At 39.0% G+C, this 12,348-nt stretch carries 13 protein-coding genes; 3 read left to right on the forward strand and 10 right to left on the reverse strand.

From position 1 onward, the window contains the following. Positions 1 to 105: 105 nt before the first annotated feature. From ACP8HI_RS13955 to ACP8HI_RS13965, 3 genes are all read right to left on the reverse strand, one after another. Positions 106 to 495, reverse strand: a complete 390-nt coding sequence (locus ACP8HI_RS13955; protein WP_438351635.1) for a DUF3397 domain-containing protein — start codon at positions 493 to 495, stop codon at positions 106 to 108. 4 nt (positions 496 to 499) lie between these two features. Further along, on the reverse strand, positions 500 to 1,480 hold the full coding sequence (locus ACP8HI_RS13960) for a ketopantoate reductase family protein (RefSeq protein WP_438351636.1): 981 nt from the start codon (positions 1,478 to 1,480) through the stop codon (positions 500 to 502). A 128-nt stretch (positions 1,481 to 1,608) separates the two neighbouring features. Continuing rightward, positions 1,609 to 2,259, reverse strand: a complete 651-nt coding sequence (locus ACP8HI_RS13965) for an RsfA family transcriptional regulator (RefSeq protein ID WP_438351637.1) — start codon at positions 2,257 to 2,259, stop codon at positions 1,609 to 1,611. A gap of 323 nt (positions 2,260 to 2,582) precedes the next feature. Here ACP8HI_RS13965 and ACP8HI_RS13970 point away from each other — a divergent pair, with 323 nt between their 5' ends. Together ACP8HI_RS13970 and ACP8HI_RS13975 are read left to right on the forward strand one after the other, a co-directional pair. Further along, the gene (locus ACP8HI_RS13970; RefSeq protein ID WP_438351638.1) at positions 2,583 to 2,819 is read left to right on the forward strand and encodes a DUF2626 family protein; all 237 of its coding nucleotides are present in this window, start codon (positions 2,583 to 2,585) and stop codon (positions 2,817 to 2,819) included. A gap of 152 nt (positions 2,820 to 2,971) precedes the next feature. Beyond that, entirely contained in the window at positions 2,972 to 4,072 is a 1,101-nt protein-coding gene (locus ACP8HI_RS13975) for a coiled-coil domain-containing protein (RefSeq protein ID WP_438351639.1), read from the forward strand. Between the two features lie 12 nt (positions 4,073 to 4,084). Here the strand turns inward: ACP8HI_RS13975 and ACP8HI_RS13980 are convergent, their stop codons facing one another. Continuing rightward, positions 4,085 to 5,281 (reverse strand): extracellular solute-binding protein, encoded by a 1,197-nt coding sequence (locus tag ACP8HI_RS13980; RefSeq protein WP_438351640.1) that lies wholly within the window; start codon positions 5,279 to 5,281, stop codon positions 4,085 to 4,087. Positions 5,282 to 5,627: 346 nt separating this feature from the next. Next, complete coding sequence (locus ACP8HI_RS13985; RefSeq protein ID WP_438351641.1) at positions 5,628 to 6,959, reverse strand: PhoH family protein; 1,332 nt, start codon at positions 6,957 to 6,959, stop codon at positions 5,628 to 5,630. A 115-nt stretch (positions 6,960 to 7,074) separates the two neighbouring features. Here ACP8HI_RS13985 and ACP8HI_RS13990 point away from each other — a divergent pair, with 115 nt between their 5' ends. Next, positions 7,075 to 7,623, forward strand: coding sequence for a YhcN/YlaJ family sporulation lipoprotein (locus tag ACP8HI_RS13990; protein ID WP_438351642.1), 549 nt, complete (start codon positions 7,075 to 7,077; stop codon positions 7,621 to 7,623). A gap of 43 nt (positions 7,624 to 7,666) precedes the next feature. On the opposite strand, the gene ACP8HI_RS13995 is transcribed toward ACP8HI_RS13990, so the two are convergent. The 5 genes from ACP8HI_RS13995 to ACP8HI_RS14015 all read right to left on the reverse strand — a co-directional run bounded on the left by ACP8HI_RS13995 (position 7,667) and on the right by ACP8HI_RS14015 (position 12,318). Next, on the reverse strand, positions 7,667 to 8,119 hold the full coding sequence (locus tag ACP8HI_RS13995) for a pyridoxamine 5'-phosphate oxidase family protein (RefSeq protein WP_438351643.1): 453 nt from the start codon (positions 8,117 to 8,119) through the stop codon (positions 7,667 to 7,669). Between the two features lie 205 nt (positions 8,120 to 8,324). Then, positions 8,325 to 9,410, reverse strand: coding sequence for an LCP family protein (locus tag ACP8HI_RS14000; RefSeq protein ID WP_438351644.1), 1,086 nt, complete (start codon positions 9,408 to 9,410; stop codon positions 8,325 to 8,327). Positions 9,411 to 9,467: 57 nt separating this feature from the next. Further along, complete coding sequence (locus ACP8HI_RS14005; protein ID WP_438351645.1) at positions 9,468 to 9,764, reverse strand: YlaH-like family protein; 297 nt, start codon at positions 9,762 to 9,764, stop codon at positions 9,468 to 9,470. A gap of 43 nt (positions 9,765 to 9,807) precedes the next feature. Beyond that, complete coding sequence (typA, locus tag ACP8HI_RS14010; RefSeq protein WP_438351646.1) at positions 9,808 to 11,646, reverse strand: translational GTPase TypA; 1,839 nt, start codon at positions 11,644 to 11,646, stop codon at positions 9,808 to 9,810. A gap of 174 nt (positions 11,647 to 11,820) precedes the next feature. Next, the gene (locus tag ACP8HI_RS14015; RefSeq protein ID WP_438351647.1) at positions 11,821 to 12,318 is read right to left on the reverse strand and encodes a hypothetical protein; all 498 of its coding nucleotides are present in this window, start codon (positions 12,316 to 12,318) and stop codon (positions 11,821 to 11,823) included. Positions 12,319 to 12,348 lie beyond the last annotated feature (30 nt).

Genomic DNA, 12,348 nt, shown 5'->3' on the forward strand with positions numbered 1-12,348 from the left:
ACCAGTGGTCAAAAAAATCTACAAAACATTACATAAAAATCTTTCCTTTTCTGAAAAAAGACATTATTATTACTATTTTAGACATTAATTATACTTGCAATGGTTCTATGACATCGATTTATAAATATATTTGAATAGCACAATCACAGCGAATAAGGCATAGCTACACATCATAATAATGAATGCCATTCTCCATACTGCCCTAACCATCCGTGTAACATCTACTTTGCCCTTTATACGATTCTGAGCTCCACCAATCATCCCTACTGCAAGTAAAAGAAATAACAAAATGAGATAAAAACCAGATCGTGAAGTAAATATGTTGTTAAATAAAGCGGATACCGAAATGATCAGAAATACTGTTGTAACATCCATGGCTACTAAAAGTGCATTGCGCTTATTATTCTTCCACTTAAGGTGACTGAAATATACTAATAAGAATGGAAAAAACGGAAGAATGCTAAAAATGATAAAAGAATTACTTAATAATCCCATGGCTTCACCCCTCCTTCGCTTTCATTCCTTCAATTAATTGGACCATGACTTTGTGATAATTCGCCTCTATCCCCTGTGCTTCAGCCATAGATACGATACTCCCATTAATCCATCGTACTTCGGTTGGGATACCTTCTCTTATATCTTTAAGCATAGAAGAGTTATTCGCTGCAGTCATCTCACATACTTCTACAATTTGATTCCATAGATCTGAGTCCCAAACAATACCACATGCACCATAAACAACAGTTCCTTCTATAAAAAGATTTCTCATCATATCCATTCTTTCTTCCGTAGCTAACAATTCTCCATTTCGAATTCCCCATATAGCCGTCAAAGGGTTAATAACAGCGTTTATTAATAATTTACGATAAACATACTTATCGATCTCTTTCGACAAATCACATGAGAATCCTGCTTTTCCAAGTACAGCTATCATCTTCTTCTCATCTTTCTTTGAATTCATTTCCTGATCTGAATACTTATGTAAATATTGACCAATCATGGTAAGTCCTCGACCTGCATGGAACACCTTATTATGTGACACTTTATATGCTGCCTCAGTTGTAATTGCTGAATAAATATGCCACTGGGGCAACATCAAACTCAGTAGTTCTATATGTCCTATCCCGTTCTGAAAACATATCATCCCTTGTATTTCTTTCAAAGATTCTTCATCCATTCTTGCCAGTTGTCTAGAAGCTATCTCCTTCACATCTTTTTGCTTAGTCATCAAAAATACCCATTCACCAGGAGCTTCATTCCATTCGTCTATGAAATCATCCAGTATTCCTGCCTCTACCGCAAATGGACCTGTATCCGCTATTGGAGAAGCTTCACCACCATCCATGAACAGACCTTCAGTTCTTAGTATGAGCGCTTGTTCTTCACTTCTACACCATACACGAACCTTATTCCCATTAGAAGCTAATTTCGCTGCATAGAGTAGCCCTAGTGATCCTCCACCAATTATATCAATTATCATCTTGCTATCCCCCATTTCATTTAGCCTCATGATCTTATTATATCTATATAACTAGAATATTCCATTAAAAAACCCATACAGAGTTTATTATTAACTCTGTACGGGTTCTTCACTGGATCACTAACTCGTTATTCGAGACGCTCTAAGTTTCCATTAGCATCCATTTTAAATCTTGATCTACTTTCTTCCTCTTCCTCATTCAGAAAGGCTAGTCGTCGTGCACGATCCATAATCTGAATCAAAGCCTTGTAATCATCATTGACGACTCGGTAGTCCGTCTGAACATCATTCACTTGTTTGGACAGTCTCTCGTTTACATGTCTTAATTGGTCTAGCTCGTCATCTTTCTCACGAAGCTCTTTCTCAAGCATCTTCAACTGCCTGCTATTCTCCTGCACTGTCCCTTTCCACTGTCTCAAAAAGCGAATAACCGCTTCCATAGACAATGTCTCTTCACTAATGCCTTCAACTTTGTAATAACTACTATCGTCTTCCACTTTCATTAAGCTAGCAACCTGGAAACCCATTCCTGATGGTTGCTTCTTGTAGTAGCTACGTTTTTGCCGCTGTGCCTTTGCGATGCTAATCGCATCTTCATACTTTTTACGAACACAACTATTCCATCTAAATCCACATGCTGCTGACGTTCTGCCAATCTTTTCGCCAACCTCTTCAAATGCAGATAACTGTGTACCACCATCACGAATATGTCGCAAAGTTACTTCTGCCAAAATCAAATCGTCCTCTACACTCCATGCATCTTGTCTTACGGCTGTCATACAATCAAACCCTCCTAACAACGTCCTAAAATAACCATCTTCTAAACCGATTTTTTCGGCAATGAATAAGGTATTAAAGCTGCTTAATTCATATCTATGCCTCTCGTAGAGTTCATAGAATCTATTTGATACTATTTTGTATTTCCAATTTTATGGTTACTCATACACCATCATTCAGATTGTCTTGAAACAATATATATTAATTCTATAACAAACATCACAATTGCTAAGAGTTTTTGCATTTCATCATTTACACTTAATTCCGTAACCGCTATAATAGACATAGTTAACTTTGACCGTACATATAGAAAGGGGATATAAATGTGGGACGCATGTTTCGGACTTTAGGATTCTTCACACTCGCAATTGGGCTTATGGCTTATGCTGGCGGCTTGGTGGAGATGGCGTTGTTGTTCTTTCTACAAACTGCCTTCTTCGTTATTTTAGGTTATTTGAAGTTTACAGAGAAAACCTATATTCTTCTCTTTTGGCTGTACATGATTGTGACTTTTACCGGCTTCAGTTACTGGACTGTGTTTGTCATGGATATGCCCGTCTAACGTTTATCTAGTAACCGCTTCACCAAAAACGGCTTTTCCGTCCAATACAAGGACAGAAAAGTCGTTTTTATAGTTTGTAATTAAAGCTATAATAACTAAAATGAATCATATTTACATATAGATACAGAATGACACCGAAAGGGGGAAACCTTTTGAAAGAGAGAAAACTTCATTTCATTATTTTGGGCATCCTAATATCCTTACTCATTTACTCCATTAACTATTCTAGTGGAATTATAAGTGCAGAACCTTTAGTTCCCCTTGACGAGGAAACACGGCAGTTACTTGAGAAAAGCTTGTCTATTTTAGAAATAGATCATGAAATTGAACGTATCAATAAACGACAGAATGATATGGAGCAAGAGCAAGAGCAGTTACAGTTAGAACTCCTGCAAAAAAGCAGTCAAATACAAGACATGCAAGACCGTGCCGGTGACATTATCCGCTCTTATTATATGGGTGAACGTGACTTTTTATATTCAGCTCTACTCTCAATCCACAACATAAGCGAATTCTTTATGATCTACAACTATTATGATCTCATCATAAACCACGATAAAGAGATTCTGAGCACTTATAAATCACAATATAACGATTTACAATTGACACAACAAAGAATAGCTCGTAATTCCGATGAATTAAACGACATCAGACTCAAGCTCATCTCGCAGCGCGATCGCATACTTGTCTTTCAAAAGTCAATAGATGGAAGTCTAGAAACAAGCAATAATCCAGAAGCTATGCAACAAATGATGGATGAATTTAATTTATATTGGGAGAACGTGGGGTTATATGAAGTAAAGCGACATTTCAAAGCTCTTGCTTCGGCAATGAATGATTTACCAGAGTTTATTCAGAATACGAAAGGTGTCATAAGCGCCAAAGGCTCAACCTACACGATAGACATTACTGAAGATCAACTAAATACTTTTCTACGTTCCAAAAATGATCTATTTAATGTATTCTCCTTTCATTTCGGCGATAATTCCATCACCGCTTCTGGTCAAAGCGGCAATCTTTCACTAACGATTGAAGGGAAGTATAGCATCGTGAATGAGCCTAAGAATGGGATTATTTTTCAAGTGGATAAGCTATTCTTCAACAATCTGCAACTGCCAGACACAACCTGTCGTGCTCTAGAAGAAGAATTCGATCTTGGGTTTTACCCGCAGAATCTTGTATCATTCCTCAAAGCAACGGAAGTAACAACTTCGCAGAATCATTTAATTGTGACATTAAAGTTGTCTATGTAGCAATCAGTACTTTCATTGCTTTTCCGGACTATCCTGTACGACTTGACCGGACATAGCTTCTTTGAATTGGTTAACGGTCATCTGTCCTGTGAGTAATAGATTCACATAATTAGCTAATTCACTCCATGAAGGGCTCATCGTTTGATTGACTTTTGTACTCCTATCACTTGGCTCCTGCAATAGTTCTTGCGTAAATGGAATTTCTTTTCCATCTATTGACTCACTCTCGTAAATTGCAGTCAACGACGGCAAACGGTCGGTTGTGTCCAACCATTCTTGTTGATTGGAGGTTGAGGTCATATAAGTAATCCATTCTGCAGATTGCTCCGTTAATAACGTCTGAGATGATACTGCAATTGAACTTCCACGCAGAAACAATGGAGATTTATTGTAGAAATCCCATGGCAGCTCCATGTTTAACCCATATTTCCATGATGATTTAGCTTCAGAGTAGGTTGAAAGCTGCAGAGGCATATCTCCATCTTGGAGTAATTTCCAAGCCTCCTGTTTGTTATTACTTATAATGTACATGTAAGGGCGCGCCTGTTCTAACCACAGTAAAGATTCATCGTCAGGTTGTAGAATGTCAGCACCCATCCCCCCCATTAATCCAGCCAATGCATAGGGTTCTCCAGCGTCAATTCCAAGTAGTGTTTTCCCTAACCTATCTTCTTGCTTACTCAGTAATTGGGCCCATTCCATCTTCGTACTAGGGACTTCCATAATTCCCATCTCAGCTAAAGTCTTCGGTTGCCATACCATTACATAGGGATCCATATCAAAAGGCGTAGCCCACTGATAACCATTCCATTCCACCATAGGGAGTAGCATTCTTAGGGCATGACTTCCCGTAGCTCGCTTGAGATAGGATTCAACAGGCAGTAAATATCCTTTCGTAGCAAAGGTATTCACCCATGCACTTTCTATTAGTAACACATCAGGCCCTTCACCCATGGCTAAAGACCTCGAAAATTCATCGTACGCCATCTCTTTTGTAAAGTTAGAAATTTCAGACTGAATCCCTGTTTCTTGAATAAATCGTTGATTCATCCGCATAAGGCTATTGAAGTCATCATCACTTAATTGTACAAATATTTGAATAGGTCCGTGATCACTATCTGGATTTGGCGAATCCACGGATAATAGCTTCGACGTGTCGTTATTCGTTTTTCGTGAATCATTTTGTGTGAAATCAAGACTTGGAGACAAACTCGTTAAGGACAGTAGCAGAATCGCGAATAATAATAAATGATTTTTCCGCTTGATATGCCTCTATCTCCTCTCTAAAACATATGAACCCATTTTAGCAAATAAATACACCACTTGTCCCACCATTATTTGGAATAACTTAACTTTAAAGCATGACGAACTGTGAAGTCTTGCCTTACTCGACTTCACAGTCCGTCATATCCTTTTTATTATATAGGTTTATTGCTCGGGAAATATAGACATTAAATGCATGTTCAAAAAAAGAGGACCGGCTGAATTCAATCTCCGATCTCGAATATGCTTCTTGGTAACCTTCGCGATCAAAAGATGACTTTTTGAACTACCTTTAAAGTAAATCTGCTGCAAGTTGGGCTAATTTAGATCGTTCCCCCTTCTCTAATGTAATATGACCACTGATTGGCTGTTCCTTGAATCGTTCTACAATATAGCTTAGTCCGTTACTTGCCGCATCTAAATAGGGGTGGTCAATCTGTTCAGGGTCGCCCATTAATATGACTTTACTTCCCTCACCTGCACGGGATACGATGGTCTTCACTTCATGCCTAGATAGATTCTGTGCTTCATCAATAATGATAAATTGAGCAGGAATGGATCGACCTCTAATATAAGTAAGTGCCTCAACTTGAATACTGCCTAGCCCCATCAATATTTTATCAATATCGCCTGAACGCTTAGTTTCAAATAGAAATTCTAAATTATCATAGATCGGTTGCATCCAGGGTCTCAGCTTCTCATCCTTTTCTCCAGGAAGATAACCGATATCTTTCCCCATCGGTACAACCGGTCGAGCGATAAGTAGCTTTTTGTATTTATGTTCATCTTCTACTTTAGAAAGACCTGCCGCTAAAGCGATCAGTGTCTTACCCGTACCCGCCTTTCCCGTGATCGTTACTAATGGAATATCATCATTCAACAATAATTCTAACGCCATTCGTTGTTGGGCATTGCGTGCGCTGAGTCCCCATACAGGCTCATTACTTAAATAGAGGGGTTCAAGCCGACTGCAATCGCTATTCACTTTGAGCAGCGCAGATTTCCCACTACCCATTTCATCTTTCAAAATAACAAATTCGTGACTATACAAGGGATATGATAATTGAAGAGCTTGAATAAGCAAGAATCGATGACTATAAAATTCATCAATGATTGCTGGATGAACTTTGATCGTTGAGTAGCCAGTATATAGCTCGCTTGGACTTGCAGTACGGTCGGTAAGATAATCTTGTGTAATAAGTCCAAGAACATCCGCTTTGACCCTAACTAGTACGTCTTTACTAACAATAACTACTGGGGCTGGTTCCGCCTTCTGCTCTTCTTCTAATTGATAATTAAGTGCTACTGCTAAAATTCGATTATCATTGTTTATTTCTCCAAATAATTCTTGCATTTTAAGAAAACTTCGGTGATTAAGCTCAACCTTTAGACTACCACCATGGTGTAACGTCACACCGCTATGCAAATGTCCATATTCTCTGAGTCCATCCAGTAACCTCGATACTGTACGCGCATTCCGTCCTATTTCATCTGGATTTCTCTTTTTCGAATCAATTTCTTCTAGTACAATAGCTGGAATAACGACATTATGTTCCTCAAAGCTAAATATGGAGTTAGGATCATGCAAAAGTACATTCGTATCCAATACATAAATTTTCTTCATCTAAATCCCTCCACAGCGCTTTATAATAGATACATAAATTTTTTCATCTCGGACATGATAAGATTATGCTCCAAAAATTGAGTAATGACTTTTTCCGTGAAAGGACGGATGACATATGCGATTATGTCTAAGCTTTCTCCTAGTTCTAACCCTATTGACTAGCTGTGGTACAGCTTCAAGAAATGCATCACCCTCTCCTCAGAGTCAAAAAATGAATAAGTTATCTGTTACCTCTACATCCAATGAGAAAGCAGGTGACGCACAGGATCTATCCGACAAGGATCACTTAGAAGCTTTAGCTGAAAGAGTACCCGGCGTTACAAAGGCACATTGTGTCATCATGGGTAACACCGCCGTGGTGGGAATCGATGTTGAGGGTAGCTTAACCCGCTCACGAGTAGGGACCATTAAATATTCGGTGGCTGAAGCTCTACGGACTGATCCACGCGGGATGAAGTCATTGGTAACAGCTGATATGGATTTATCCCATCGTATTGCTGAAATTGGCAAACATATTCGAGAAGGACGACCTGTTTCTGGTTTCGCATCAGAACTCGCAGATATTGTAGGTCGTATCATTCCTCAACTTCCAGAAGACGTCAAAACTAAACAAAATGTGGCACCATCTACAACACCTCATTCTAAAATTTCACCTAAGAAATGATGCCCATGCTGAATGTATTAAAAAAAGCCTAGTGAATTGCTCACTAGGCTTTTTGCATGGCAGAGAATACTTGTCCGTCCAACTTCTCTGAGGCACGCTGGTCATATGTTTTAATGTATTGAGGGGCTGATGATAGCTGTGCGCCATAGAACAGTGCATTACGCACTGCCTCTATACTGATGTCGAAACAGCACAGTTTAAAGGGAACTTCCGGCAATGGGTCTAGGACGATAGATGCCCTACCATTGATAGCATGTACCTTACCATCCGCAAATACGGTGATTGTCACCAGTGGATTATTCCTGATGTTCTCAACTAACCGAGATCGATGATCAATCGCCAATCGTAATGTAGAAGCATTTAAAGCATAAATCCAAGAAATCGCACTGGAAGTCGGTCCCCCGGTTTCTACATCTATCGTATTCAACAGGACAAATGTCTCAGATTTCAACTGTGACAACAAGGTATCAGTCATTTGTGTGACGGATTCAGACATAGATCCACCCCCTCTTATACGCTATAATCCATTACGTTCTATTGTATTATATCACAGGTTAAAAATTACATCCAAGTTAAAGAGGTTGTTCAAAAAGTCATCTCTTGATCACGAAGGTTAACAAGAGGCCTATTCGACGTCGAAGAAACGCAGCATCGTAAGCATACACTTCAGTGCTGAAAATCTGATTTTTTGAACTCACACTTTAAGGAATTAAATTACTAGCATTCTGATCCTTTAAATTCACAGACTTACCAGCAATTTCATCTTTTAGAGCTTGCTTAGCTTGATCCAATTCATCATTGTCAATATAAACGTAAGGGCTCTTCCAATTTCCTGTTACAGGCATAAATTTAACATTATCTTTAGATATATTCCAATAGGTCGAGATTACGTTTTTGAGTTGGATTTGCTCCATATCAATCTCCATGTTCTCATCTACAGCATCAATCACTTTGCCCAACTTAGCCACGCCGCTAAGTGTTTGCATTTGGTCAATTAATGAATGAAGAACTTCACTTTGACGCATGTTACGACTGAAATCGTCAGATTCCTTCGTTCTAGGCTTACAGCCTGAACTAGACTTACGATAACGGACATAACCTAATGCATCTTCACCTTTCAGCTCAGCAGGGCCCTTCGTGAGATTAATATCAGTGCCATCTGCATTATCTTTATAACACATATCCATGCTGATATTAACATTCACACCTCCGAGTGCATCAACAACATCGCTAAAACCTTGAAAATTAATAACCGTAGCATAATCAATAGGAACATCCAAATATTTGGAGAACATCGTCTTCATTTCATCTAATGCAGAAACTCCCGACTTCTTCTCCTTACCTAGAAAGTAAGGATAATAGGCGTTCGCTTTACTCACCTTTCCATCTAGTTCAATTCTGGTATCCCGTGGAATCGAGACTACCGTAGCTGATTTCGTATCCGGATTAAAAGCAGCAATCATCATAACATCCGTTAGATGGGTTCCTGTCTTAGGACGATAGTCAGTGCCTAGAAGAATCATAGTAATCGGCTTTACTTTGGCTGAGGCTTCTGGTGCTACCGGATTATCATTACCAGTATCAAGAATGGTCTTGTCTACCTTAAGAGCCACCCAACCTACATAACCTGCAACCCCTAATACAGCCACTATGATTACAACAAGTAAAAATTTCAAAAAAGACTTAAATGCACTCTTTTTCTTCTTTTTTTTCTTCTGCAAACCTTTTGGTTGTTTACTTTCGCCGCCACGGTTTCTTGGAGGTAGTTGAGTATTGCTCGGACTCATGTTAAACACCTATTTCATTATTTTGAGTTCAAAAAGTACTCCCATCATGAAATACATTTACACATTTTCGGAAGGTGCTTCATCTTTCTTCTTCTGTCTGCCCTCCACAAAATAGCGAATACGTACAAGGAGCATCAATCCAACGGCAACTAACAAACATTGAATGATCGGTAGCTTGTCAACTTGAAATATAAGAAGCATACCTGAACCTAATGCCATCAAAATGTATAATATGATCTCCTTCAACAAAGGCAACTTCTGATGTACTCTAAACACTTTATTGTAAACATAAGTGATCAGCAAGAAGATGACAATATAAGAAACAAGAGGATGCTCTGCAAACCATACCTGCATATAGGTTTCACTCCCTTCATAATGGGGAAATACAAATTAATAATTAATTTGTACTTGCCATTTTACGATTTTTATCCGAACGTTCACGCTCGCTTTTATTCAATATCTTCTTACGCATACGGATTGATTTAGGTGTAATTTCACACAATTCATCATCATTCAAATATTCCAATGCTTGTTCCATCGAGAAGATAATTGGAGTTTTCATTTTTACAGTTTCTTCTTTGTTAGCGGAACGAATATTATTCACTTGTTTTTCTTTACATACATTTACGACGATATCACTATCACGTGTATGCTCTCCCACGATCATACCTTCATAAATTTCAGTACCTGATTCTATGAATAGAGTACCACGATCTTCAATACCAATCATTGCATACACTGTAGAGCTTCCGTTCTCACTAGAAACCAATACACCCTTCGTACGTCCACCAACTTGACCAGAAACGACTGGACCATAGCTATCAAAAGCATGATTCATAACGCCGTATCCACGAGTTAGTGTAAGGAATTGTGTACGGTATCCTATGAGTCCACGAGCTGGAATAAGGAATTCCAAGCGTACGTTTCCTGAACCCGTATTTACCATATTAGCCATTTCTGCTTTGCGTTGACCCAAGCTTTCCATTACTGCTCCCATGCTTTCTTCAGGTACATCAATCATCAGACGCTCGATCGGCTCACTCTTGACACCATCGATCTCTCTAATGATAACTGATGGTTTAGATACTTGTAATTCAAATCCTTCACGACGCATATTCTCAATCAGAATCGTTAAGTGAAGTTCACCACGTCCTGAGACAATAAATGCTTCCGGTGTTTCAGTATCATCCACTCTTAAGCTGACATCTGTTTCTAATTCTTTATAAAGACGCTCACGTAATTTACGGGAAGTAACCCATTTACCTTCACGACCAGCAAACGGACTATTGTTAACAACAAAAGTCATCTGTAGTGTAGGCTCGTCTATCTTCAGTACTGGCAACGCTTCTGGATTGTTAGGATCTGCAATGGTTTCTCCGATATTAATATCTTTAATACCAGCGATCGCAACAATATCCCCTGCTCCCGCTTCTTCAACCTCAATGCGTTTCAATCCTTGGAATCCAAACAACTTCTCTATACGTGCTGTCTTACTTTTTCCATCACGCATAATTACTGTTACGGATTGCCCTTGGCGAATAATACCACGATTAATACGTCCGATAGCAATACGACCCATATATTCGTTATAATCCATCAAAGTTACTAAGAATTGTAGTGGCTCATCTATTTTCTCAGTCGGTGCTGGGATATGATCAAGAACTGTTTCGTACAATGCAAGCATCGTTTCATCCTGTTTTTCAGCAACCAAGCTTGATGTTCCGTTCAACGCAGATGCGTATACTACTGGGAAATTCAATTGTTCATCTGATGCTCCAAGTTCAATAAACAAATCTAATACTTCATCAATTACTTCTGATGGACGAGCTGCTGGACGGTCAATTTTATTAACAACAACGATCGGTGTTAGATTGGACTCCAGTGCTTTACGCAAGACGAATTTCGTCTGTGGCATACATCCTTCATAAGCATCAACAACAAGTAATACGCCATCAACCATCTTCATAATACGTTCAACTTCTCCACCAAAGTCGGCGTGACCAGGTGTGTCCATAATGTTTATCGTGAAATCCTTGTACGTGATAGCTGTATTTTTCGCTAATATTGTAATCCCGCGTTCACGTTCTATATCACCGGAATCCATTGCGCGTTCGTGATGTGTTTCATTGTCGCGGAAAATCCCCGATTGTTGTAGTAATTGGTCAACCAATGTTGTTTTTCCGTGGTCAACGTGGGCTATAATCGCAATATTACGAATCTGTTCTCTTGATTGCATGGTTATTTTACCTATCCCTTCATTCTCAAGTCTGTACACACTTTACAACGTGTCTCACAAAAGAAGCGTCAGGCGACAATGCCGACGCTTCATCATATCTTATATATTATAGTTAATTATCTGAAAAAATCAAGTTTTTTTCTTGAAAAGGATTCATCTTTAAACAGGATATGGTTACCATTTACTATTATTCGATCCTCTTCTTCCTAAGATCAACCAGATTCCTACACCTATAAGTATAACCACTAGTAGATAAATCCCCCCTGTTTTCATAAGGCTGAAAAGAAAGAAAAGAAATGATACTAACCCCATACTAAGAGATACCCATAAAAGCGTATTTGATCGTAAATTCTCGTACAAGTAATACTCATACAATCCTATAGCTACGCCAAGAAACAACGCAGGCCATACATATGCCATCAATCCCCAGCCCCATATATTGCATATAACAAATACTAATCCCCATACCGTTAATATGCCACCAGGAATGAGTAGGATAGGCTGTCTCCGGCGACTGAAATAAAGCCCCTGTAAGACTAACCCTGCAATCAATATGACTACCGGCCAGAGGGAACGACCAAGGAAGCCAAACACACCAAGTTTACCTAATAAAATAACAACAGCGGCGATAATGATCAACAGTCCTAGCTTCATATCTCTTTTAGAAGACATATATACACCCTCTTTTCTCATGGTATGCCC

This window comes from Paenibacillus sp. FA6, from assembly GCF_051550225.1.
Taxonomy (GTDB): domain Bacteria; phylum Bacillota; class Bacilli; order Paenibacillales; family Paenibacillaceae; genus Paenibacillus_AQ.